This is a genomic window from Streptomyces sp. 2114.4 (assembly GCF_900187385.1).
Classification (GTDB): Bacteria; Actinomycetota; Actinomycetes; order Streptomycetales; family Streptomycetaceae; genus Streptomyces; species Streptomyces mooreae.
Window position 1 is genome coordinate 7608228 of the sequence record NZ_FYEY01000001.1, and the last position, 24550, is coordinate 7632777.

The following is a 24550-nucleotide window of genomic DNA, read 5'->3' on the forward strand; positions in this document are numbered from 1 at the left end:
CGAACGGTGTACGCCACCGCGCCACCCCGGCGAGGCACCGCAGCCGCCCTTGGGGCCCGCCGTCTAATGAAGCCGGGCGGCACCCGGTCGTGCCCGCACCAGAGAGGGACCGATGCACGAGATGTCCATCGCGCTCGCGGTCGTGGACCAGGTCGAGAACGCTGAGCGGCCCACCGGGGCCACCACCGTCAACAGCGTCCGGCTGCAGGTCGGCGAACTGGCCGGGGTGGTCCCGGACGCGCTGGCCTTCTCCTTCGAACTCGCCTGTGCCGGAACGGTGCTGGAGGGGGCCGAGCTCATCACCGAACCCGTCCCGGCCCGCGCCCGCTGCGGCCCCTGCGCGGACACCTGGTCGGTGGGCATGCCACCCCGGCTCAGCTGTCCCGGATGCGGCGGGGCGACGACCGAGCTGCTGTCCGGCCGGGAACTGCAGATCATCCGTGTGTGCTGGAACGACGCCCCGGCACCCGCCCCGATCCCTGAGGAGCGCTGAACCATGTGCCGTGTCGTCGACCTGCAACAGGCGGTCCTTGCCAAGAACGACGCCTGCGCCCACACCCTGCGCGAGGACCTGGCCGCCCGTGGCACCGCGGTCGTCAACCTGCTCTCCAGCCCCGGCAGCGGCAAGACCGCCCTCCTGGAGCGGGAACTCACCCTCGCCCGCAGCCGGGGCATCCCGGTCGCGGCGCTCACCGCCGACCTCGCCACCGAGAACGACGCCGTACGGCTCGCCCGCTCCGGCGTGCCCGTCAAACAGGTGCTGACCGACGGGCTCTGCCACCTCGAGGCCGAGATGCTGGGCGGCCACCTGCACGGCTGGCTGCCCGCCGACACCCGGCTGCTGTTCATCGAGAACGTCGGCAACCTGGTCTGCCCGGCCTCCTACGACCTGGGGGAGACGCTGCGCATCGTGCTGGCGTCGGTGACCGAGGGCGAGGACAAGCCGCTGAAGTACCCCACCGCCTTCGGGCTCGCCCATCTGGTGGTGGTCACCAAGACCGATATCGCCGAGGCGGTCTCCTTCGACGAGGCGGAGTTCCGCGCCAACGTCGAGCGCATCAATCCCGGCGTCGAGGTCGTCCTCACCTCGGCGCGCCGGGGCGAAGGGGACGGCGTCCTGGTCGACCGGGCGCTGGCCGCGCGCGACGGGGCGCCGGTGCACATCCCGGTCATGACCCGTAAGTCCCATCACGTCCATGACGCCGGGGACGGCCAGCCGCGCGACGAGGGCCACCTCCCTGACGGGGCCCGCCACCACGGCGCGGTCCACCCCCACCACGGGGACCACACTCACCACGGGGACCACACCCACGGCACGGACCACGGCCACCACCGTGAGCACGCCCACGCCCCCCGGGCTCAGGACGGCGGCCGCCCGCACACCACCGACCCCGACCCCGACACCGTGGCCTCAGGCCGCTCATGACCACCGGGCAGGCCGAGGCGGGCGCCGGGACGGCCCCCGCGACAGCCGCCGAACGCCGCCGGTTCACCGTGCGCGGCGTCGTCCAGGGCGTCGGCTTCCGCCCGTTCGTCCACACCCTCGCCACGGAACTGGGCCTGACGGGCCATGTGACCAACACCGGCGAGGGCGTCGTCACCGAGGTCGAGGGGGCCGCCGCCGCGCTCGCCGCGTTCGGCCGGCGGATCCGTACCGATGCGCCACCGCTGGCCGTGGTCGAGACCGTCGACGCCGAGGACGTCGGTGTGACCGGCGACGCCGGATTCCACATCCTCCCCTCCCGCGCCGACGGCCTCTCCCGCACCCTGGTCTCCCCGGACGCCGCCACCTGCGAGGCCTGCCTCGCCGAGCTGGCCGACCCGGCCGACCGCCGCCACCGGCACCCCTTCCTCACCTGCACCCATTGCGGGCCCCGCTTCACCATCGTCACCGGGGTCCCCTACGACCGTGCGCTGACGACCATGGACCGCTTCCCGATGTGCCCCTGCTGCGCACGGGAGTACGCGGACCCCGCCGACCGGCGCTTCCATGCCCAGCCCATCTCCTGCCACGACTGCGGACCCCGGCTGCGCCTGCTGACCGCGGACCCGGCCGACCGCACCCGCCCGCCCATCCCGGTGCCCGGTCCCGACCCGGTCGCCGGTGCCCGCCGGCTGCTCGCCGACGGAGCGATCGTGGCGGTCAAGGGCCTGGGCGGCTACCACCTCGTCTGCGACGCCTCCGACGACACCGCCGTCACCCTGCTGCGCCGCCGAAAGGCCCGTGGCGACAAGCCCTTCGCCCTGATGGCCCGCCATATCGACGACATCGCACACCTGGTCCGCGCAGGGGCCGAGGAGCGCGCCCTGCTCACCGGGCCGGTACGGCCCATCGTCCTGCTGCGCCGCCGCAGGGACCCCGTGCCGGCCCCGGACGCTCCGGCGCTGTCCGACGCCGTCGCCCCCGGCAGCCCCGACCTGGGCGTCATGCTGCCGTACACCCCGCTGCACCACCTGCTGCTCGGCCTGCCCGGCGACCCTCCCCCACTCTCGGCCCCGCTCGAGCGGAGGGACCCCACGGGCCCCGGCTGCTCGTCATGACCAGCGGCAATGTCGCCGGCGAACCGATCGTCACCGACGACGACGAAGCCGTACGGCGCCTTGCGCACCTGGCCGACGCCTGGCTCACCCACGACCGGCCGATCCGCATCCCGTGCGACGACTCCGTGGTCCGCGTCAGCGACGGGGAGCCGCTGTTCCTCCGCCGCTCGCGCGGGTATGCCCCGCTGCCCGTGCCGCTCCCGGTTCCGGTCCGGCCCGCGCTCGCCACCGGCGGCGATCTCAAGAACGTGCTCTGCGTCGCCGAGGGAGACCGCGCCTGGCTGTCCGCGCACATCGGCGACATGGACGACCTGGCCACCCAGCTCGCGTTCGAGCAGGCCGAGGCGCATCTGGAGACGGTCACCGGGGTGCGCCCGCAGGTGCTCGCCGCCGACCGGCACCCCGGCTACCGCTCCGGGCAGTGGGCCCAGCGGCACACCGACGGACGGCCGCTGGTCCGCGTCCAGCACCACCACGCCCATATCGCCGCCGCCATGGCCGAACACGGCCTCCCCGACGGCCACCCCGTCATCGGCGTCGCCTTCGACGGCACCGGCTACGGCGACGACCACGCCATCTGGGGCGGCGAGATCCTGCTCGCCGACTACGACGGATACCGGCGCTTCGGCCAGCTCGCCTACGTCCCGCTGCCCGGCGGCGACACCACCGTACGGCGCCCCTACCGGATGGCCCTGGCCCATCTGCGCGCCGCCGGCCTCGACTGGGCCGCGGACCTGCCGCCGGTGGCCGCCTGCCCGCCGCAGGAGCGGCAGTTGCTGGCCCGTCAGCTGGAGCGCCACCTCAACTGTGTGCCCACCTCCAGCATGGGCCGTCTCTTCGACGCCGTCTCCTCACTGGCCGGGATCTGCCACCACGCCGGCTTCGAGGCCCAGGCAGCGGTCGCCCTCGAATCCGCGGCCCTGACCGCGGGCGAGGACCACGGGCCCGGCTATGCGTTCGCGCTGCGCGCCGCGCCGTTGGGCACGACGGGCGCCGACACCGTCGCCGACCCGGCGCCGGTGCTCGCCGCCGTCGTCGCGGACCTGCGCGCGGGCACCGCCCCGGCGCTGATCGCGGCCCGCTTCCACACCGCGGTCGCCGACCTCGTCCGCCGGGGCTGCGCACTGGCCCGGGAGCGCACGGGCCTGACGACCGTGGCACTGACCGGCGGCGTCTTCGCCAACACCCTGCTGGCCGAGGCCGCCGCCCGCCTCCTGCGGCAGGACGGCTTCACCGTCCTGCGCCACCGCCGCGTCCCGCCCAACGACGGCGGACTGGCGCTCGGCCAGATCGTCGTGGCGGCGCGCACCGCAGGAGCCGCCGCGCGCTGAGCGGCGCCACGACGCGGCAGACGCAACGTAGACACGACGAGGAGAAGCCCATGTGCCTGGCGGTACCCGGCAAGGTATTGGACATCGAGGAACGGGAGGGCACCCGGATGGCCACCGTCGACTTCGGCGGTGTGGTCAAGGAGGTGTGCCTGGAGTACGTCCCCGACCTGCAGGTCGGCGAGTACGCCATCGTCCACGTCGGCTTCGCGCTGCAGCGGCTGGACGAGGAGTCCGCCCGCAAGACCCTGGCGCTGTTCGAGGAACTGGGTCTGCTGCAGGAGGAGTTCGGCGATCCCTGGGAGGCGGCGGCCGCGCCCCCGGAAGGGGAGGAGAGGGGCGCCGGGGCAGGCGCCGGAGTGGGCGGTGCACCCACGGCAGCGGTCGGCGACGGAGCGCAGGAGGCGGGCCGGTGAAGTACCTCGACGAGTTCCAGAATCCCGAGCTCGCCCGCCGGCTGCTCGACGACATCCGGTCCACGGTGACCCGGCCCTGGGCCCTGATGGAGGTCTGCGGCGGGCAGACCCACACCATCATCCGCCACGGAATCGACCAACTGCTGCCCGAACAGGTCGAGTTGATCCACGGGCCGGGCTGTCCGGTCTGTGTGACACCCCTGGAGGTCATCGACAAGGCCCTGGAGATCGCCGCCCGGCCCGACGTGATCTTCTGTTCCTTCGGTGACATGCTCCGCGTCCCCGGCAGCGACCGGGACCTGTTCCAGGTCCGCAGCCGGGGCGGCGACGTACGGGTCGTCTACTCCCCGCTCGACGCGCTGAAGATCGCCCAGCAGAACCCGCACCGCGAGGTGGTCTTCTTCGGCATCGGCTTCGAAACCACCGCACCGCCCAATGCCATGACGGTGTATCAGGCCCGTAAGCTCGGCATCCCCAACTTCAGCCTGCTGGTCTCGCACGTCCGGGTACCGCCCGCGATCGAGGCCATCATGACCTCGCCCAACTGCCGGGTCCAGGCGTTCCTCGCCGCAGGGCACGTGTGCAGTGTGATGGGGATGGGGGAGTACCCCGAACTGGCCGCACGCCACCGGGTGCCGATCGTGGTGACCGGCTTCGAGCCCCTGGACATCCTGGAGGGTATCCGCCGCACCGTGCGCCAGCTGGAACGCGGCGAACACACCGTGGACAACGCCTACCCCCGCGCCGTACGCAGCGAGGGCAACCCGGCGGCCCGGGCCATGCTCGCGGATGTCTTCGAGGTCACCGACCGTTCCTGGCGCGGCATCGGCACCATCCCCGCCAGCGGCTGGCGGCTGTCGGAGCGCTACCGCGACTACGACGCCGAGTACCGCTTCTCCGTCGACGGCATCGCCACCAGGGAACCCGCCGCCTGCCGCAGCGGGGAAGTCCTCCAGGGGTTCATCAAGCCGCACGAGTGCGAGGCCTTCGGGACGCTGTGCACCCCGCGCACCCCGCTCGGCGCCACCATGGTCTCCAGCGAGGGCGCCTGCGCCGCCTACTACCTCTACCGCCGACTCGGCACCACGCCCACCCCCCAGGAGGCGAGCCCCGTTGTCTGACACCATCCACCCCACCCCCGGCGGTTCCACCCGCGGCGGTCCCACCCCGGCCGACCGTGGCCTGCCCACCGTCGACATCTCCGGCTGGACCTGTCCCGCCCCGCTCCGCGACCAGCCCCGTGTCGTCATGGGGCACGGCGGGGGCGGCGCCCTGTCCGCGGAACTCGTCCAGCAGATCTTCGCCCCCGCCTTCGGCGGCGAAATCCTCGCCCAGCTCGGCGACTCCGCCGCGGTGTCCCTCGGCGGCGTGCGCCTCGCCTTCTCCACCGACTCCTATGTCGTCCGGCCGCTCTTCTTCCCCGGCGGCTGCATCGGCGACCTCGCCGTCAACGGCACCGTCAACGACCTCGCCATGAGCGGCGCCCGGGCCGCCTACCTCTCCTGCGGCTTCATCCTGGAGGAGGGCGTGGAGATGCCGGTGGTGGCCGGGGTCGCCGACGCCATGGGGGCGGCCGCGCGGGCCGCCGGTGTCGAGGTGGCCACCGGCGACACCAAGGTCGTCGAGGCGGGTCATGGTGACGGCGTCTACCTCAACACCGCCGGTATCGGGCTGATCCCGGCGGGCGTCGATCTGCGTCCGCAGCGCGTCACCCCCGGCGATGTGGTGATCGTCAGCGGCGACATCGGCCTGCACGGCGTGGCGATCATGAGCGTCCGCGAGGGCCTGGAGTTCGGCGTCGAGATCGAGAGCGACTGCGCGGCGCTCGGCGGCCTCGTCGAGACCATGCTCGCCGTCACTCCCGATCTGCATGTGCTGCGCGACCCCACCCGCGGCGGGCTGGCCGCCGCGCTGTGCGAGATCGCCACCGCCTCCTGCACCGGCATCGTCATCCAGGAGCGCGCCATCCCGGTCCCGCCGGCCGTCGCCAACGCCTGCGCGATCCTCGGCCTGGACCCGATGTACGTCGCCAACGAGGGCAAGCTGGTGGCCTTCGTGCCCCGTGAGAACGCCGACGCCGTGCTGGACGCCATGCGCGCCCATCCGCTGGGGGCCGGCGCCGCGATCATCGGCGAGGCCGTCGCCACCCACCCCGGCATGGTGGTGGCCAGTACCCCGCTGGGCGGCACCCGGGTGGTCGATCTGCCGCTGGGGGAGCAGCTGCCGCGGATCTGCTGAGCGGGTCCCCCGGCGTACGGCCGAGGGCGGCACCGGAACCGGTGCCGCCCTCGGCGTGGGTGTCCTTCCTGCTCAGGTCTTCTGCAGCAGCCCGGAACCGAACCAGTCGTCGGCGTCCCGTACCCCGGGCAGGATGAAGAAGTAGCCGCCGCCGAGCGGGGTGATGAACTTGGCCAGCGGCTCGTGCCGCAGCCGCCGCTGGACGGTCGCGAACTGCCGCTCCGGGTTCTGCTGGTAGCCGCAGAAGACCAGTCCCAGGTCCATCCGTCCGGACTGGTCGAAGCCCTGGTCGTAGTTGTAGCTGCGGCGCAGGAAGCGGGACCTGTCGGTCTTCTCGGTGCGCGGGTTGGCCAGCCGGATGTGCGAGTCGAGCGGGATCTTCCTGCCGTGCGGGTCGTCGCGGTACCTCGGCGGGTCGTTCTCCTGCTTGCCGTCCAGGGGCGCACCGCTCGCCTTGCGCCGTCCGAAGATCTGCTCCTGCCGGGCCACCGGCACCTTGTCCCACTTCTCGATGTGGAAGCGGATCAGACGCAGCACCTGATAGCTGCCGCCCAGCGCCCAGTCCGGCTCCCCGCACGGCGGGGTCACCCACAGCAGCCGGTTCATCTCCCGGGACGAGCCGGTGTCCGGATTGACGATCCCGTCCTTGAAGCCGATGAAGGTACGCGGGGAGCCCGAGGGCCGCGACGGGTTGAGGAAGGCGTCCGCGCGCCAGCGGGGCCGCAGCAGGCCGTGCGTCTCCCGCGCCAGATCGCGCAGCACATGGACGATGGCGTCCGGATGCTGGGCGCAGATCTGCAGCGACAGGTCACCGTGGCAGCGGGCCGGCTCCAGCCGGTCGTCGGGGAACGCCGGCATGGCCTTGAGGTGGCGGGGCTTGTGGCCGGAGAGCCCGAACCGGTCGTCGAACAGGGAGGCGCCGACGCCGAGCGTGATGGTGAGTGAGTCGGGGGTGGGCCGTTCCGCGGCGACCTGCTCGTCCAGCGGCTTCACCCCGTCCGTCAGCACCCGGCAGCGCGTGGTGAGCTTCTGGAACAGACCGGTCAGGGCTTCGCGGCTCTCGGCCATCACATCGAAGCCGACGAACCCGGCGAAGAGCTGCTGGGGAGTCACGATGCCGGCCTGATGCCGGCCGTGGAAGGGCACTTTGTCGGGCAGTCCCCCGTTCTCGCGGAGCCCGCTCGCGGAACGGTCCGCAGCGGCGGCGGCTGCCTGACCGCCGAGCCCCGTCGCGGCCGCGACACCCGCGATCCCCGCCGCGCACTTGAGAAAGCCCCGGCGTCCGTCGTCGCTCACAGGGGCACGTTCGTCCCCGGCCTGATCACATCTCATCGTCCCGCCCATCCTGACTGCTGAGTCGTCCGGAAGCCGCGTGCCTGGCACCAACCTGTGCGCGATGCTCGTCGCCCACGGGGCGACGGCCGGGAGCAACACGGCTCCGGAGCCGGATATCACGCCCTGGCCACGGGCCGGTCGTCCGAATGGCGCAGCAGACGCGCTCCCCGCGCGACAGGGCCCCGGAGCGCTTCTAGCGTCGGCCCTGTGACCTGCCCGGACACGGCACAGCGCAACGCCGGGGCCGCCGGTCGCCTACCGCGCTCCACCACCGATCCGACGGACCCCACATGAGTACATCCACCGACGCGAGCACCATCATCGGCGAGGCCAGACCCGTCGGTGACGGCACCTCCACCGAGGCGAGTGAAGCCCTCGGCGCAGCCGCCGTCACCGACGAGGGCACGGCCGTCGGCGCGGACCCGGTCACGGGCGAGCCCGCATCCGTCGCGGCCGACACCCGCGCCGAGGAGAGCGGAGCCACCGAGGAGCGCGGGGCCGCCGAGGAGAGCACGGCGGCCGGGGACGCTTCGGCCGCGGGCGAGGGCACGGCCGTCGATGTCGTCGCGCCGGTCGAGGAGGCGGTGCCGCTCGATGGCCCGCCCGCATCCTGGCTGCGGATCGAGAGGGGCCATGCCGAGCCCGAGGAGATCGCGGCGATCAGCGTCGTGCTGTGCGCGCAACTCGCCGGTCTGCGCGCCCTCGCCGAGCCCGGCCACGCCGAGGAGCGGTCCGCCGCCCGGCGGCACCACGCCCGGCACACCGCGTGCTGGTCGGGCTGCTGGAGCTGCGGCTGAACCTCGGGCGGGTGCACCTCCGGTCGGCGTACCTCCGGACGGCGACTCCCGCACGGCCGCCGGCCTCGCCCGTCACATCCGCCGCTCCCGCGTCCGGCGGCCGGCCCGGCCGGCGCCCGGGATGCAGCGGGCCGAGAGGAGGGCCGCCAGGAGGAAGCCCGCGGCGCCGATGCCCACCGCGGTGTGCAGGCCCGGCACGAGACCGGTGGCCACCAGCGTGCCGAAGAGGGCGACGCCGAGGGCACTGCCGATCTGCCGTGCGGCGTTGAACACGGCGGCCGCGGCACCGCTGCGCTCGCCCGGCGCGGCCTCCATCACGGCCGCCGTGGAGGCCGGCATGGTCAGCGCGGTGCCGAAGCCGGCACAGGCCATGGGCGCCACCAGCGCGAGATAGGGCGTGCCGGGGCCGGCCTCCAGCCAGCCGGCCAGCCCGGCCGCGCCCACCACCAGGCCCGCCACCATGGGCAGCCGCGGCCCGGTGCGGGCCGTGATCCGTCCGGCCAGCGCGGAGCCTGCGGCCACCACACCGACCGCGGGCAGCAGCGCGCATCCGGTCCGCAGGGCGCTGTAGTGGTGCACCCCCTGGAAGTACAGCGGGGCGAGGAACAGCAGCCCGTAGAAGCCGGTGTTGAGCAGCACGCCGATGACCGCCGAGGCCGAGAAGGCGCGGGCGCGGAAGAGCGTGAGCGGCAGCATCGGCGCGGGTGAGCGCCGCTCCAGTACCAGGAACGCGACGAGTCCCACGAGGCACCCGGCGAAGGCGCCGAGGACGGCCGGATGCGTCCAGCCCAGCGCTCCGGCCTCGATGCATCCGGTGACCAGTCCGGCCAGGCACACCGCCGCTGCGGTCTGGGCCGGGAGGTCCAGGCCCCGGTGGCCGCGGCCGGCGGGGGAGTGGGGGACGTGACGGGAGGTGAGGAACAGCGCGGCGAGGCCGACGGGGAGATTGAGGAAGAACACCGACCGCCAGCCGGGCCCGGCGACCAGGACGCCGCCCAGGGCGGGACCGGCCCCGGCGGCGAGGCCCGCGACGGTTCCCCAGATGCCGAACGCGCGGGCCCGCGCCGCCCGGCCGGGGTACGCGGTCCGCAGCAGTGCCAGTGAGGCCGGCACCATCAGCGCCGCGCCCAGCCCCTGCACCAGCCGGGCCAGGACCAGCACGGTGGCGCTGGGCGCCAGTGCGCACCCGGCGGAGGCGAGGGTGAACACCACCAGGCCGCTCAGGAACACCGGCTTGCCGCCCAGCCGGTCGCCGAGTCCGCCGCAGAAGAGCAGCAGCCCGGCGAACACCAGGGTGTAGCCGTCCACCACCCACTGGAGGCCGGTCACCCCGGTGTGCAGGGCGGTGCCGACCGCCGGGAGAGCGACCGTGACGACGGTGACGTCCAGGATGACCATGAAGTACCCCAGGCACACGGCGACGAGCGGCAGCGGCGTGAGCCGGTCCGCGGTCCGTAGTGCCGTGGGGGGTGCGCAGAGCGTGGGCATACGGCCAGTGTTCTGCCGGATCCGTACGGCAGGCGCCGAAACGTTCTCGCGCCAGGGAGGTACCCGGCAGGCCGGGGGAGCGGGAGGACGTTTCGCCCTCTGCCGAAGCGTGAGCGGCGTACCGTCGGGAACATGGATGCCCCGACCGAGACCGACGTGGCCCATGTCGCGGCGGCGATCGGTGACCCCTCCCGCGCCAAGGTGCTGCTGGCCCTCGCCGGGGGCGGCGCACTGCCGGCCAGCGCTCTCGCCGCCGAGGCCGGGGTCAGCAACTCCACCATCAGCGGCCATCTGGCCAAGCTCCTCGACGCCCGGCTGCTGACCGTCGAGCTCGACGGCCGCCACCGCTACTACCGGCTCGCCACCACGGACGTCGCCCGCGCCCTCGAACAGCTCGCCGCGATCGCCCGTCCCCTGCCGGTGCGGTCCCTGAACGCCGACACCCGCGCCAAGGCGCTGTGGCGCGCCCGCCTGTGCTACGACCACCTGGCGGGGCGGCTCGGCGTCGCGGTGATGAGCGCCCTCCGGGAGCGGGACATCCTCGCCGCCGAGCGGACGGTGCGGAGCGGGGGTGCGACGGACCCGAGCGCGGACTCCCCTCCGAGCGCGGGCGCCACGGCCCCGGAGGCGGGTGCCGCCGCCACGGACGTCGTCTACGTCCTCACTCCGCACGGCCGCCGGGAGCTGACCGCCTTCGGCGTCGAGACGGACCGCCTCCCCCGACGCCGGGCGGCCGTCCGCTACTGCGTCGACTGGGCCGAGCAGCGCCACCACCTGGCCGGCGCGCTCGGTGCCGCGCTCACCGCCCGGCTGTTCGCCCTGGAATGGCTGCGCCACGGGACGTACCGCCGCGTCGTGCATCTCACCGACGCCGGGCGGGACGGCCTGGCGACGACCTTCGGCGTCCCGGTCGACCGGCTCGGGTGAATCGGGTGAGGCCGCCCGCCGCGGCCCGTCCGTGACGGATCGGGGCACACCCTCCGGTATTCCCTGACTGCGCTGCGTGCTCGACCGATGCGCTGCGTGCAGGAAGTGTCCGCTGGTGGAACGGAAGATTCCTCGTCGGCCATCGTCGAGTAGGGTCCGGCGAGCCGGAACAGTGAATCAAGGAGGCCGCTTTCGTGACGGAGCGTCAGGTATCAGGTGAGGGCGACGGGGCCGGCGCCCCACAAGTGCTGGCGCAGGAGCGCCGATTGCGCCGTGACCTGGGCTTCTGGGGGCTGACGGGTATCGGTTTCTCCAATATCGTCGGTTCCGGCTGGCTGTTCGCCGCCATGTACGCGGCGCAGACGGCCGGTCCCGCGGCGCTGCTGTCCTGGGTCGGGGCCGGGCTGCTGTGCGGCCTGGTCGCCCTGGTCATGATCGAACTCGGCGCCAGCCGTCCGGAGGGCGGCGGTACGGTCCGCTGGCCGCTGTTCGCCAGCGGCCGGCTCGTCGGCACCCTCATCGGCTGGTCGACGATGCTGTCGGTGGGCGGCACCGCCGCCGAGATCAGCGCGATCATGCAGTATGCCGCGCACTACCTCCCGGGCATCTATAACGGCCAGACCCTCACCCTCTCCGGCCTGGCCCTGGCCACCGGACTCAGCGTGGTGCTGACGGTGCTGAACTGGTTCGCGGTGCGGATGTTCGCCCAACTCAACAACCTGATCTCGGTGTTCAAGATCGTCGTCCCGGTGATCACCGTGGTGGCGCTGATTGCCTCCGGCTGGCACTCCGGCCGGCTCACGGACCACGGCGGCTTCGCGCCGTACGGCTACGTCGCCTGCCTGACCGCGCTGGCCGGCGGCGGCATCGTCTACTCCGTCAACGGCTTCCAGGCGCCACTGGACTTCTCGGGCGAGACCCGCAACCCCCGCCGGACCATCCCCGCCGCGGTCCTCACCGGCATCGGCCTCGCCGTCGCCATGTACCTGGCGCTGCAGCTGGCGTTCCTCTTCACCGTCCCCGAGCATCTGCTCGGCCACGGCTGGCAGGGGGTCTCCTTCGACTCGCCGTTCGGCCAGCTCGCGCTGATCCTCAACCTGCACTGGCTCGCCAGCCTGCTCTACGCGGACGCGGTGATCTCGCCCGGCGGGTCGGCCTACGTCGGCGTGGCGATCGACGCGCGGCACACCTACGCGCTCGCCAAGAACGGCACCATCCCCCGGTACTTCATGAAGGTCAACGAGCGGTTCGGCATCCCGCGCCGGGCCCTGGCGATCAACCTCCTGGTCATTGTGATCTTCCTGCTGCCGTTCGGCGGCTGGCAGGACATCGTGAGCGTCATGGGCGATATGTACCTGCTGATCTATGCCGCCTCCGCGGTCGCGGTCGCGGTGTTCCGCGCCGAGCCGGGCGGCCACACCGCCGGCTGGGTTCCCGGGCTGCGCTGGATCGCCCCGCTCAGCTTCGTGGTGGCCAGCGAGTTCGTCTACTGGTCGGGCTGGGACGACCTGCGCCTCGCGCTGCCCCTGGTCCTCGGCGGCCTGCTGATCTTCCTGGCCATGCGCCGCCCCGGTGTGCGCATCGAGGACGACGGCGCAGGCCCGAGCCGTCCGCTCGGCGCCGAACTCCGCACCGGTGCCTGGCTGGTGGTCTACCTCGTCGCCCTGACCGTGGTCTCCGGGCTGGGCACGTTCGAGGGCTCCGGCCGGCTGCCGGCGCCGTACGACTCGATCACTGTGGCCGTCCTGGCGCTGGCGGTCTTCTTCTGGGCCGTACGGTCCGGCGTCCGGCATCTGGTGGCGGCCCGCCCGGCGGCTGCCTGAGCCGGCCGGAGGACGCGGCGGCGGGCGGGGACGACCCGGAAGCCCTGATCGTCCGGGGGGCTGCCCGCCGCCCGCCGCCCGCCCTGGCCACCCGGCCCTCGGCCCCGGCCCCTGGCCGTCAAGCGGAAGTCCCCCCGCAGAAATAAGATGAACCGGGAGAGGCGGGCTCCACTGGAGCCCCCATCAGGCCAGGTCAGGCGGCCACCGCGGACTGCCGTACGGAGCACGCTCCCTGGCGGGCAGACCGAGGCACCTGGGAGCGGCCCATGCTGCGGCGTCGTCCCCCGCGGTCGGCGAGCGCCGACGACCTGCTGACCACGCTCGGACGGCTGACCGCCCAGGCGCGGGAGGGCGCCGAGAAGCAGCGGGCGCGCGTGGAGCTGGCCGAGGCGCTGCAGCGCGAGATGCTGCCGAACGCGCTGCCGGGGGTACCGGGGCTGCGCGCCGCCGCGACCTACGTACCCGCCCGGCACGGACTGGACATCGGGGGCGACTGGTACGACGGTTTCCGTCTGTCCGACGGGTCGCTCGCCTTCTGCATCGGTGATGTGCAGGGGCACGACGTCGAGGCGGCCGCCTTCATGGGACAGATCCGCTTCGGGCTGCGGGCCGTCGCCGGCCATGCCGCCGACCCGGGCGAGGTGCTGAGCCGGGCCAACGACCTGCTGGTCTCGGTCGACTGCGGGCTCTTCGCGACCTGCACCTTCGTCCGCTTCGATCCGGCAGCCTGGGAGCTGTGCAGCGCCCGGGCCGGTCATATACCGGCTGTCTGGGCCACCACCGACGGCCGCTCCGGCCTCGCCGACGACCCCGGGGGCCTGCCGCTGGGCATCCTGCCGGGCGAGCGCTACCCGGTGACCCGCCACCGGTTCGCCACCGCGGGGGCGTTCGTGCTGCTCACCGACGGCGTGGTCGAGGGCCCTTCCTTCCCGATAGAGGCGGGGCTGACCCAGGTGACCCGCCTGGTCAGCGCCAATGCCGACGGTGCCCCGGCCACGGTGGCCGGCGTGGCGATCAGCGTGGCCGAGTTCACCGGGCACACCGATGACTCGGCGGTGCTCGTCCTGCGCTTCGACGCGACCCCGCCCGGAGCCGGGTGAAGCGCGGGCCGGGAGTGCGTGTCGCAGCCTGCGCCCGGTCCTGGGCGTTGTCTGATGGCTGATGTGGTGCGCACCGAGCAACTCCGCCGTCTTGCACCAGTCGCCCTGATGATCCTCGGCCTCGCCGGCGTCTACTACGCGTCCGCCCGGATCGGCCTGCTGGAACAGGTGGTCATCTCGGGTGCCGTGGTCACGCCGCTGTGGCCGCCGACGGGCATCTCCCTGAGCTGTCTGCTCCTCCTGGGCCTGCGGACCTGGCCGGGCATCGCCCTCGGCACCCTCGCGGTCGTCGCCACGATCAACCCGCTCGATGTCTCGGTCCTGGGCATCATGGCGGGCAACACCCTGGCCCCGGTGTGCGCCTTCTGGATGCTCCGCCGGGTGGGATTCCGCACCGCACTCGACCGGCTGCGCGACGGCGTGGCGCTGGTCGCCCTCGGCGCCTTCGCCGGGATGCTGATCAGCGCCACGCTGGGCACCGGGACGCTCTACCTCAAGGGAGCCCTGCCAGGCGGCGGCTTCTGGCGGACCTGGGTGGCCTGGTGGGTGGGCGATGCGATGGGCATCCTCGTCATCACCCCGCTCGTCCTGGTCTGCCGCACGATGCGGTGGCCCCGCGGTATCTCCGGATACCGGTGGGCGGAGGCGGCGGCCCTGCTGGTCGCCACGGCCGCGGTCACGCTCATCGCCATCCACAGCGAGCTGTCGCTGCTCTTCCTGGTCTTCCCGGTGATCGTCTGGGCCGCGCTGCGCTTCCAGCTGGCGGGTGCCGCGCCCTGCGTGCTGCTGGTGTCCGTCCTGGTCATCAGGGCGGCGACGGTACGCACCGGACCGTTCGAGGGCCAGAGCCTGTTGGAGGCGATGGTCAATCTGCAGGCCCTCAACGCGTCCGCGGCGCTCACCGCATTGCTGCTGTCGGCGATCGTCACCGAGCAGAACACCATCCGCCGCAAGATCGAGCAGGCCTGCGGCGAACTGGCCGACGTGGTGGACCGGCTGGCGCCGGGGGAGAGCCGGCGCCGCTGGCCGCCGGACAGCGGCCCCACCTGACCCGGCGTCCGGTGGCCACCGGCGCGCCGCGCCGCCCGGTCAGCCCGGCAGCAACCCGCGAGGTCGGCCCGCAGCCACGGCCCGGTCAGCCCGGCAGCAGCTGCCCCAGGTCGTACCCCACCGGCTCCTCCAGCTGGGCGTAGGTGCAGCTCTGCGGCGTACGGTCGGGACGCCAGTGCCGGAACTGGGCGGTATGACGGAATCTGCTGCCCTCCATGTGGTCGTAGGCGACCTCGCACACCCGCTCCGGGCGCAGCGGCACCCACGACAGATCCTTGCCGCCGCTCCAGCGGCTGGGCCCGCCGGGCATCCGCCGGGAGGCATGCGCCGCCTCGTCGGTCCACGCGCCCCAGGGGTGCGCCGAGACCTCGTCCATCAGCAGCGGCGCCAGCTCCTCGACCAGCGCACGCCGCCTGGCCATGGGGAACGAGGCGCACACCCCGACGTGCTGCAGCTGCCCGTCGCCGTCGTACAGGCCCAGCAGCAGGGAACCGACCACCGGCCCGCTCTTGTGCAGCCGGTAGCCGGCGACCACACAGTCGGCGGTCCGGGCATGCTTGATCTTGAACATGGCGCGGTCGCCCGGCCGGTACGGCAGACCGAGCGGCTTGGCGACCACCCCGTCCAGACCCGCCCCCTCGAACTGGGTGAACCAGCGGCGCGCCAGCTCCTGATCCTCCGTCGCGGGCGCGGTGTACACCGGCGCCCCGGCCGGGCGCAGCGCCTCGACCAGGGCTTCCCGGCGCGCCGACTGCGGCTCGTGCAGCAGCGCGTCGGAGCCGAGCGCCAGCAGGTCGAAGGCGACCAGCGAGGCGGGCGTCCGCTCGGCGAGCGTGCGGACCCGGGAGTCCGCCGGGTGGATGCGCTCCAGCAGCTCCTCGAAGTGCAGCCGGCCGTCATGGGCGATGACGATCTCGCCGTCGACGACACAGCGCGGCGGCAGCTCGGCCCGTGCCGCGGTGACCACTTCGGGGAAGTAGCGGGTCAGCGATTTCGTCGTACGGCTGGCGATCTCGACGTCCTCGCCGTCCCGGAAGACGATGACGCGGAAGCCGTCCCACTTGGCCTCGTACAGCATGCCGGCGGGGATGGCGGTCACCGGCTTCGCGAGCATGGGGGAGACCGGGGGCATGACGGGCAGATCCATGGTCCCGATCCTGAGGCCCGGCGCCGCATCCCGCGCGCTGGGACGGCCGCTCCGCGGGAGGCCGACGTGCGGGATCGCCCGGCGCGCGGCGGCGGCGCCCGGAACCTAGCGTGGAGTCATGGCCGGAGCCGGAGCTGTCGAACTCGACGTCGCGGGGCGCACCGTGCGCGTGTCCCACCCCGACAAGACGTATTACCCGGAGCGCGGATTCACCAAGCTGGACGTGGCGCAGTACTACCTCGCCGTCGCCGACGGGGTGCTGCGGGGACTGCGTGACCGGCCCACCACCATGCAGCGCTTCCCCGACGGCGTCGAGGGCGAGTTCTTCTACCAGAAGCGGGCGCCCAAGGGGATGCCGGACTGGCTGCCCACCGCCCGTATCACCTTCCCCAGCGGCCGCTTCGCCGACGAGATGTGCCCCACCGAGCCCGCGGCGGTCCTCTGGGCGGCCAATCTGGGGTGCCTGACGTTCCATCCGTGGCCCGTCCGGCGCGGTGACACCGAGCACCCCGACGAACTGCGCATCGACCTCGACCCGCAACCCGGCACCGACTTCGCGGACGCCGTCCGGGTGGCCCACCTCCTGCGCGAGCTGCTGGCGGAGCACGGACTGCGCGGCTGGCCCAAGACGTCCGGCGGCCGTGGGGTGCACGTCTACGTCCCGATCCGGCCCCGCTGGACCTTCACCGAGGTCAGACGGGCCGCGATCACTCTGGCCAGGGCGCTGGAGCGCCGGATGCCGGATCTGGTGACCTCGGCATGGTGGAAGGAGGAGCGCGGCGCGAAGGTCTTCGTCGACTACAACCAGATGGCCCGGGACCGGACCATCGCCTCCGCCTACTCGCTGCGCGCCCGGCCCCGGGCGACCGTCTCCACCCCGCTGCACTGGGACGAGCTGTCCGACGCCGCGCCCGAGGACTTCGATCTGCGGACGGTCCCCCCGCGGTTCGCCGAACTCGGCGATGTGCACGCGGACATGGTGGACCACGCCTTCGGCCTGGAATCCGTCCTGGAACTCGCGGACCGTCAGGCGGCGGACGAAGGAGTGGGGGACATGCCGTATCCCCCCGACCACCCGAAGATGCCGGGGGAGCCGTCCCGGGTCCAGCCGAGCCGCGCCCGCAAGAACTGAGGCCGTGCGCCGTGCGGGCTGACGCAGGGCGCGTGCCGTGCGGCCGGAACCGTCGGCCGCACGGGGGCGATTGACGGCGGCGCCACCTACGGTGCGGCGCTCGGCGTCACCCGGCCTCCGACCAGGGCTTTCACCAGACCGCTTTACCGATCCATTACTGCTATCGGAGCAATTCTTGGGGCCGTTGGAGTGGCTGTTCGTCGTGTCTGCGGGGTTTACGGCGGGGCGCGGTACTCATCAAATGTCAGATTTCCTGCCAAACAGGAGAAACGCAATGCGCAAGTTCATAGGCCGTTCCGTGGCCGCCGCGGCCCTTGCCGCCGCTACCGTCGTCCCGCTCGCCGGCATAGCTTCGGCCACCCCGCAGGCGCCGGCTGCATCCTCCAAGGGCGACCACCACGGTCGTCACCACGAGGGCCGTCACCACCACAGGCACCACTGCCACCACCACCACGGCTTCGGCAACTTCGGCTACGGCGGCTTCGGCGGCCTGGGCGGCTTCGGCGGTCTGGGCGGCTTCGGCGGCTTCGGCGGCTACAACGGCTTCGGCGGCTACGGCCACTGCGGCTTCGACAACTACGGCTACGGCTTCGGGGGCTTCCCCTTCGGCCTGCTGGGCATCCTCTGACCGGCAGTAGCACTGAAGGCCGCCGCAGCCCCCGGCTGCGGCGGCTCGTCGCTGTCAGCCCGCGGTGCCGGCCTCCTGCTCGGCCCGCCGTCGCAGCTCCTTCTTGTCGGGCTTCCCGGCATCGGTCAGCGGCAGCGCCTCGACGAAGGTGACGTGCGCCGGTTCGTACATCGCACCGCGCTCCGCGCAGACCATCTCGCGCAGCTGCTGCCCGTCGACGCTGCTGCCGGGCGCCCGCACCACCGCCGCGTGCACCCGCTCCATGCGGTCGGCGTCGCGGACTCCGAACACGGCGCTCTGCAGTACCTGCGGGTGCGAGTTCAGCAGGTCCTCCAGTTCCGTCGTGTACACATGGCCGCCGACCACGACGATCATGTCCTTGATCCGGTCGACGATCGTCAAGTACCCCTCGTCGTCGAGGAATCCGATGTCCCCGGTGTGCAGCCAGCCGTCCCGCAGGACCTCGGCGGTCAGCTCGGGCTGCTTCCAGTACCCCTTCATGATCATGTCGGAGCGGACGCAGATCTCGCCGTGTTCCCCGGCCGGCAGATCGCGGCCCGATTCGTCGCGGACCGCCACCTCGACCTCGGGCAGCACCTTCCCCGCCGACCGCAGCCGCTCGGGGCGCTGCGGGTCGTGGTCCTCCTGGGTGAGCACGCTGATGCCGCCGGCCTCGTTCTGGCCGTAGGCCTGCATCAGTACCGGGCCGAACGTCCTTACCGCGTCGGCTATCCGGGCCGGGGACGCCTGGCAGCCGCCGTAGGTCAGCATCCGCAGGCTGGAGGTGTCGGTGTGCCGCGCGTCCGGGTGGTCCATCAGCTGGTAGAGCAGCGGCGGCAGCAGGAAGACCTCGGTGATGCGCTCGCGTGCGATGGTGGCGAGCGCGGTGCTCGGGTCGAAGTCGTCGAGCAGTACGACCGTGCCGCCCGCGTGCAGCGTGCTGTCGGCCATCAGGCCCGCGGCGTGCGCGAGGGTGGTGCACACCAGCTGGCGTCGCTCGTACTCCGGCTGCTGGAGCACCCCGTGGAACCAGCGCGCCTGCTCGAAGGTGGTGCAGATGCCCTTCGGGTGGCCGGTGGTGCCGCCGGTGTGGCGGATGGTGCAGACGTCGTCGGGCCGGGCCCGGCTCGCGAACGGCTCGTCGGACTGACCGGCCGCCAGCTCCAGCAGGTCCGTGCCCACCTTGGCGGGGCCGAGGACGAGCACCTCCGGAACCGGCGCCAACGCGGTGACCTCGGCGGCCCGTTCGGCATAGCGCGGGTCGACGATCAGGGCGCGGGTCTCGACATCGCGGACGATGGCGGCCTGGGACTCGGCGGACAGCTTGTTGTAGAGGTAGTTGACCCGGGCGCCGACCAGGTTGGCCGCGTAACGGGCTGCGATGATCTCCGGGAGGTTGCCGCTCAGGAGCGTGACGGTCGCTTCGCGGCCGACGCCCCGGGCACACAGTGCCCGTGCCATGCGGTGGACCAGTGAGCGGAACTCACCTGCCGTGACGCGGCGGCCTTGGTGTACCAGGACTTCGCGCCCCGGGTCGGCGCTAAGTACATCGAGGTTCTCCTCTACATAGGTGCGGAATGTCCGGGCGGCGTTGGGCATGATGTGAGGCTTCCTCCTGACGCCGGCGGGCGCAGTCGGCTACGCCGGATGTGATGTACATAGATTTGGTTGCTACAGGCAACCAAATGCCAGGATAGTCGCTGCAGATCAACATCTCCAAGTCGGTCTCCGGCCGGGCTCCAAGTCGGTCTCCGCGCCGGACGGTTACACGAGGAGAACCCCTGGCGGGCGCACCGAGATGCCCGCCGTGCGCTGCCCGGCCACCGCTCCACGGACCCGCCCCGAAAGCGCGTCCGAAATCATCGCACTGAATATCGTCAACACGGTCGCCCGCCTGGAAACAGCGACGGATAATGCTCGCTCGCGCACGGGTCGCCGATGCCCTGCGGAACTCGCTCTCCCTGCGGGTCCGTCCCGTGGCGAGAGATGATGGAGACCAACGGAAGCACAGCGAGAACCGGCCGATGTACGGAGAGCGCCACGGCTGTCGGTCCGCGATGACCGGCGGAAGGAGTGCCTGGATGGGTGCGACCGACGCGTTCCCCGAAGGTGCCGCCCCGGTCGGGGCCACACCGGGGCGTCCCGGCGGCCTGCTGGATGTGCTGGGCGTGGCCGCCGTGATGCTGGATGCGGACGGGCGGATCACCCTGTGGAGCCCCCAGGCCGAGCAGCTTTTCGGCTGGAGCGCGAAGGAAGCACTCGGCCGGCCCGCGGCGCAGCTGTTGGTCGGCCCTGAGCACTTCGATCTGGTCCTGGGCCTCTTCTCCCAGGTCATGGCGGGCGGCGAAAGCTGGGCAGGGGTCTTCCCGGTCCAGCACAAGGACGGCACCACCCGGCTCGTCGAGTTCCGCAATATGCGGTTGCTGGACGAGCGCGGTGAGACCTACGCCCTGGGCATCGCCACCGACCAGGCCGTGCTGCGGCGCGTCGAGCGGGATCTGGCGCTGTCCGTACGCCTCGTCGCCCAGTCACCGATCGGCCTGGCGGTCCTGGACACCTCGCTGCGCTTCGTCATGGTCAATCCGGCGCTGGAGCGCATCAACGACCTGCCCGCCGACCAGCACCTCGGCCGCGATGTCCGAGAAGCCCTGTCGTTTCTGGACACCGGCACCATCGTGGCCCAGATGCGCGAGGTGCTCGACACCGGGACCCCGTTGCTCGACCAGTTCACCGTCGGCCGTACCGCCGCCGACCCCCACGCCGACCGGGCCTGGTCGGTGTCGTACTACCGGCTGGAGGACCCGCACGGCCGGGTGCTGGGGCTGGCCACGTCGGTCGTGGACGTCACCGAGCAGCACCGCGCCGCCACCGAGGCCGCCCGCGCCCGCAGGCGGCTGGCCGTCATCGCCGACGCCTCCGCCACCGTCGGTACCACCCTCGACGTCGACCAGACCGCCCACGAACTGGCCGACGTCATCGTGCCCGAGCTGGCGGACCTGGCCGCGGTCGATGTCCTCGACGCCGTCCTCGACGGCCGGCGCCCGACCTCGCTCTCCCGTGGCGGTCCGGCCCGTTTCCGGGCGCTGGCCGTGGCCACGGCGTACTCCACCGAGGCGGTCCGCGCCGCCGACCCCACCGGCCAGATCGCCTCTTATGAGGCCGACCGGCTGATCACCCGCTGTGTGACCGAAGCCCGTCCGGTGCGCATTGCGCACGTCGGCCCGGACGATCTGCCGCACATCGCCCCGGACGAGCAGGGCGCCGCCCTCCTGGGGAAGGCCGGACTGCACTCCTACCTCGCCGTGCCGCTCATCGCCCGCGGCGAGGTCCTGGGTGCGCTGTCGCTGTACCGCGTCCGCAACCCGGAGCCCTTCGACGAGGACGACGCGGTGCTCGCGGTGGAGCTGGCCGCCCGCGCCGCGGTCTGCATCGACAACGCCCGCTCGTACCAGAGCGAACGCCGCACCGCGCTCACCCTCCAGCGCCATCTGATGAACCACCGGCCGCCGCAGCCCACGGCCATGGAGATCGCCTACCGCTATCAGCCCGCCCAGGCGGCCAGTGAGGTCGGCGGTGACTGGTTCGACGCCATCCCGGTGACCGGCGACAAGACCGCGCTGGTGGTCGGCGACGTGATGGGCAGCGGCATCAACGCCGCCGCCACCATGGGCCAGTTGCGCACCACCACCCGCGCGCTGGCCGATCTCGACCTCGATCCGGCCGAAGTGCTCCGCCACCTCGATCACATCGCCGGCGGTCTCGACCCGGCCTTCGCCACCTGTCTGTACGCCGTCTACGACCCGCACCGCGCCCTGTGCCGGATCGCCGTCGCCGGGCATCTGCCCCCCATCGTGGTGCGCCCGGACCGGCCGCCCGAGCTGCTGGATCTGCCCACCGGTGCGCCGCTCGGCGTCGGGGGCGTCCCCTTCGAGCAGACCACGGTTCCGCTCCGCGACGGCGATCTGCTGGTGCTCTACACCGACGGGCTGATCGAAACCCGGGACCAGCCCATAGACACACGTCTGGACACCCTCCTGGAACTGCTGGCGGAGCCCGAGCGGGATCTGGAGGGCCTGTGCGACCGTCTCCTCGCCGCGCTGCGCGACGAGCACGACCACGACGATGTCGCGCTGCTCATCGCCCGGGTGCACGCCCTCGGGGCCTGACCGCACGGGCGGCGGGTTTTGGTGGGACCGCTACGGATTCGGCGGTGATCAGCGCGATGTCGTGCTGCTCTTTCCGACGCGGAATCCGCTTGTCTACCGCGGATGCATCGTGGATAAGCACCCTGATGGCCTTGATGAGCTTCGGATTTCGTTGCCCAAAGGCCTTAACAAGACCTTGACGTGAGTCGTCGGCAGGGGTTGTATTCGGTCACCGAAGCGAGACCTGAGGATGTCCGGGTTCGGATCGCTTTGCGGCGTTCTTCCGCCAAGACGCCACGCCTTCCTGCCGTCAGCACCGATGGGATACGGATACCGATATGCCCTACACGCCTGTTGCCTCCGCAGCTCCTGAGCGGGACCCCCGCAGTGCGACGGTGAAAGACGCCCCCGGCGCTCCCCAGCTCACCCGGTCGATCGGTGTGGTCGGCGGCACCCTGCTCACGCTGTCCTGTCTGACCCCGGCATCCTCGCTCTTCGTGATCGTGCCGGACTCGTTCGCCACCCTGGGCACGGGCACCGCACTGACCATCGCCATCGCGGCACTGCTGTGTATCGGGGTGGCCTTCACCTACTCCGAGCTCGGCACGCTGATACCGAGCTCCGGTGGCGAGTACGCGATGGTGGGCACGCTCATGGGCCGCCTCGCCGGGTGGCTGGTTTTCGTTCTTTCGCTGATCGTCGTCATGATCGTGCCGCCCATCATCGCCCTGGGCACCGCCGACTATCTGGCACCGATCATCCAACTGGATCCGCAGTACACCGCCGCCGCCGTGATGCTGCTGGCCACCGCCATGGGCCTGCTCGATCTGCGCGCCAACGCCTGGATCACCGGCATCTTCCTGGTGCTGGAGGTCGTCGCCTGCGCCGTGGTCGCGTTCCTCGGCTTCACCCACACCCACCGCTCCGCGTCCGTGCTCGTGCACCCCGTGATCGACGCCGGACACGGTCACGGCACCGCCGTCACCGCGGGCCTCATCGTGGCCGGGCTGGCCACCGCGCTCTTCATCCTGCAGGGCTTCTCCACCGCCGTGTACCTCGCCGAGGAGATGGAGAACCCCCGCCGCAACGTCTCCCGTACGGTGCTGTGGACCCTGGGCATCGGCGCGGCCGTGGTGCTGGTCCCGGTGGTCGCGATCACTCTCGGCGCCCCCGACCTGAAGACCCTCGGCGCCGGTGACGTCGCCGGAATGGTGCAGGAGTGGAGCAACTCGGGCGTCGGTACGTTCGTCAGCCTCTGCATCGCCCTGGCGATCATCAACGCGGCGATCGTGATGGTGATCCAGAACTCCCGTGTGGTGTTCTCCTCGGCGCGTGACGCGGCCTGGCCGACGGCCGTCAACCGCGTCTTCTCGCACGTCGGCCGGCGCTTCGGCTCCCCCTGGGCGGCCACGCTCGCGGTGGGGGTCCCCGGTGCGGCCCTGTGCTTCGTCAACCTCGACACCCTGAGCGAGGTCACCGGCGTGGCCGTGGCCGCGATGTACGTCTTCGTCGCGCTGGGCGCCCTGGTCTCGCGCCGCGGGGAGCACAAGCACCGGCCGGCCTGGCGGATGCCGCTGTGGCCCGCGGTCCCGGCGCTGCTGATCGTGGTGCTGGCCTGGGTGCTCTGCCGGCAGAGCACCACGAGCCTGGTCATCACCGGCCTCATCGTGGCCGTCGCCGCGCTGTACTGGCTGTGCTACCTGCGCCCGCGCCAGGAGACGCACTGGGTGATCGCGGTCCCCGAGGACGAGCAGGCTCCCGCACCGGAGCCGTCCACGGCCTCGCTGTCCGCGTAGGGCACCGAGCACCGCAGACGCCCGCCCGGGCCGGCACTCGGGCGGGCTTTCGCTTCTCTGCCGGCCGGCGGGTTCCTACTGCCCCGCGGGCCGGGAGAGCGCGACCGCGTCCAGCAGAAGGCATACATGGTCGACGGCGTCCCGCCCGGCCGGGCTCTCGGCGGCCGGTCCCTCATCGAGCAGCCCCGCGGTCTCCCGCAGCAGCTTCAGCAGCCGCTCGTCCGCGTCGGCCGCCGTTTCCGCGTGCGCCAGGGCGGACCGGATCTGCTCGCCCGTGAGCGGCTGACCGGTTTCGAGGAAGCGGTACAACGCCACGGCGGCTCGCCGGTCGGCGTCGTTCGGCTTCCACAGTCCGAGCGCGTGGTGGTCGATGAGCGCGGCCGCCTCGGCTCGGATCTCCTCGGGAACATGCATGCCCACGAACGTCTCATACCGCCTCGGCGGGCCGGATGGCGTCGCGGGAGCCCCGCAGCCGCCGGCCGGCCGGCTCCCTTTCCCCGGCGAGCGCGCCTGACCAGGCACGTTGTGTCCGTGTCCGGCTCACCCGACCGGCAGACGCCCGTCGTACAAGCGGCCGGGCCTGTGGGAAGAGTTACATGAACCATGCATGCTCTGGGCGATTTGTTCCCTGTGGCGTGGCGCGATAGGGGCGCCGTGTA

19 protein-coding genes and 1 pseudogene are annotated in these 24550 nt (G+C 72.4%); 15 read left to right on the forward strand and 5 right to left on the reverse strand.

Translation table 11 applies throughout. From position 1 onward, the window contains the following. Nucleotides 1-112: 112 nt before the first annotated feature. The 6 genes and pseudogenes from CFW40_RS33590 to hypE all read left to right on the forward strand — a co-directional run bounded on the left by CFW40_RS33590 (nucleotide 113) and on the right by hypE (nucleotide 6523). Nucleotides 113-493, forward strand: coding sequence for a hydrogenase maturation nickel metallochaperone HypA (locus CFW40_RS33590; RefSeq protein ID WP_088801498.1), 381 nt, complete (start codon nucleotides 113-115; stop codon nucleotides 491-493). Nucleotides 494-496: 3 nt separating this feature from the next. After that, entirely contained in the window at nucleotides 497-1426 is a 930-nt protein-coding gene (gene hypB / locus CFW40_RS33595; RefSeq protein WP_088801499.1) for a hydrogenase nickel incorporation protein HypB, read from the forward strand. Continuing rightward, a pseudogene (gene hypF / locus CFW40_RS33600) lies at nucleotides 1423-3872 on the forward strand (carbamoyltransferase HypF). The gene hypB and the pseudogene hypF overlap by 4 nt, the downstream one beginning before the upstream one ends. A 50-nt stretch (nucleotides 3873-3922) precedes the next feature. Next, nucleotides 3923-4285, forward strand: coding sequence for a HypC/HybG/HupF family hydrogenase formation chaperone (locus CFW40_RS33605; protein ID WP_088801500.1), 363 nt, complete (start codon nucleotides 3923-3925; stop codon nucleotides 4283-4285). Next, nucleotides 4282-5406: a hydrogenase formation protein HypD gene (gene hypD, locus CFW40_RS33610; protein WP_088801501.1), complete on the forward strand. Its 1125-nt coding sequence runs from the start codon at nucleotides 4282-4284 to the stop codon at nucleotides 5404-5406. The genes CFW40_RS33605 and hypD overlap by 4 nt, the downstream gene beginning before the upstream one ends. After that, nucleotides 5399-6523 carry a hydrogenase expression/formation protein HypE gene (hypE, locus tag CFW40_RS33615; protein ID WP_371127039.1) on the forward strand — a complete coding sequence of 375 codons (1125 nt, stop codon included), beginning with the start codon at nucleotides 5399-5401 and terminating at the stop codon, nucleotides 6521-6523. Before hypD ends, hypE begins: the two co-directional genes overlap by 8 nt. 72 nt (nucleotides 6524-6595) lie before the next feature. On the opposite strand, the gene efeB is transcribed toward hypE, so the two are convergent. Next, complete coding sequence (gene efeB / locus CFW40_RS33620) at nucleotides 6596-7855, reverse strand: iron uptake transporter deferrochelatase/peroxidase subunit (RefSeq protein WP_088801502.1); 1260 nt, start codon at nucleotides 7853-7855, stop codon at nucleotides 6596-6598. 293 nt (nucleotides 7856-8148) lie between these two features. On the opposite strand from efeB, the gene CFW40_RS36450 reads away from it, so the two are divergent. Beyond that, on the forward strand, nucleotides 8149-8655 hold the full coding sequence (locus CFW40_RS36450; protein WP_107446828.1) for an acyl-CoA carboxylase epsilon subunit: 507 nt from the start codon (nucleotides 8149-8151) through the stop codon (nucleotides 8653-8655). A 72-nt stretch (nucleotides 8656-8727) separates the two neighbouring features. Here CFW40_RS36450 and CFW40_RS33630 read toward each other — a convergent pair whose 3' ends face one another. Next, a complete protein-coding gene (locus CFW40_RS33630) occupies nucleotides 8728-10143 on the reverse strand; it encodes an MFS transporter (RefSeq protein WP_088801503.1) in 1416 nt (471 codons plus the stop codon). Nucleotides 10144-10275: 132 nt separating this feature from the next. Here CFW40_RS33630 and CFW40_RS33635 point away from each other — a divergent pair, with 132 nt between their 5' ends. The 4 genes from CFW40_RS33635 (at nucleotide 10276) to CFW40_RS33650 (ending at nucleotide 15043) form a co-directional block, all read left to right on the forward strand. After that, complete coding sequence (locus CFW40_RS33635; RefSeq protein WP_088801504.1) at nucleotides 10276-11070, forward strand: helix-turn-helix transcriptional regulator; 795 nt, start codon at nucleotides 10276-10278, stop codon at nucleotides 11068-11070. 194 nt (nucleotides 11071-11264) lie between these two features. After that, complete coding sequence (locus tag CFW40_RS33640; protein WP_256331138.1) at nucleotides 11265-12893, forward strand: APC family permease; 1629 nt, start codon at nucleotides 11265-11267, stop codon at nucleotides 12891-12893. A 266-nt stretch (nucleotides 12894-13159) separates the two neighbouring features. Next, nucleotides 13160-13993, forward strand: coding sequence for a PP2C family protein-serine/threonine phosphatase (locus tag CFW40_RS33645; protein WP_088801506.1), 834 nt, complete (start codon nucleotides 13160-13162; stop codon nucleotides 13991-13993). Between the two features lie 63 nt (nucleotides 13994-14056). Further along, nucleotides 14057-15043, forward strand: a complete 987-nt coding sequence (locus CFW40_RS33650; protein ID WP_088801507.1) for an MASE1 domain-containing protein — start codon at nucleotides 14057-14059, stop codon at nucleotides 15041-15043. 85 nt (nucleotides 15044-15128) lie between these two features. Here the strand turns inward: CFW40_RS33650 and CFW40_RS33655 are convergent, their stop codons facing one another. After that, nucleotides 15129-16190 (reverse strand): ATP-dependent DNA ligase, encoded by a 1062-nt coding sequence (locus tag CFW40_RS33655; protein WP_088801508.1) that lies wholly within the window; start codon nucleotides 16188-16190, stop codon nucleotides 15129-15131. Nucleotides 16191-16308: 118 nt separating this feature from the next. Between CFW40_RS33655 and ligD the strand changes: the two genes are divergently transcribed. Beyond that, entirely contained in the window at nucleotides 16309-17322 is a 1014-nt protein-coding gene (ligD, locus tag CFW40_RS33660; RefSeq protein ID WP_088801509.1) for a non-homologous end-joining DNA ligase, read from the forward strand. 274 nt (nucleotides 17323-17596) lie between these two features. Further along, on the forward strand, nucleotides 17597-17950 hold the full coding sequence (locus tag CFW40_RS37395; protein WP_176956259.1) for a hypothetical protein: 354 nt from the start codon (nucleotides 17597-17599) through the stop codon (nucleotides 17948-17950). Nucleotides 17951-18004: 54 nt separating this feature from the next. Here the strand turns inward: CFW40_RS37395 and CFW40_RS33670 are convergent, their stop codons facing one another. Further along, nucleotides 18005-19549, reverse strand: coding sequence for an AMP-binding protein (locus CFW40_RS33670; RefSeq protein ID WP_088801511.1), 1545 nt, complete (start codon nucleotides 19547-19549; stop codon nucleotides 18005-18007). A 482-nt stretch (nucleotides 19550-20031) separates the two neighbouring features. On the opposite strand from CFW40_RS33670, the gene CFW40_RS33675 reads away from it, so the two are divergent. Together CFW40_RS33675 and CFW40_RS33680 are read left to right on the forward strand one after the other, a co-directional pair. Then, nucleotides 20032-22116 (forward strand): SpoIIE family protein phosphatase, encoded by a 2085-nt coding sequence (locus CFW40_RS33675; RefSeq protein WP_088801512.1) that lies wholly within the window; start codon nucleotides 20032-20034, stop codon nucleotides 22114-22116. Between the two features lie 317 nt (nucleotides 22117-22433). Further along, entirely contained in the window at nucleotides 22434-23891 is a 1458-nt protein-coding gene (locus CFW40_RS33680) for an APC family permease (RefSeq protein ID WP_256331137.1), read from the forward strand. Nucleotides 23892-23966: 75 nt separating this feature from the next. Here CFW40_RS33680 and CFW40_RS33685 read toward each other — a convergent pair whose 3' ends face one another. Further along, entirely contained in the window at nucleotides 23967-24305 is a 339-nt protein-coding gene (locus tag CFW40_RS33685) for a hypothetical protein (RefSeq protein WP_088802532.1), read from the reverse strand. Nucleotides 24306-24550: the final 245 nt, after the last annotated feature.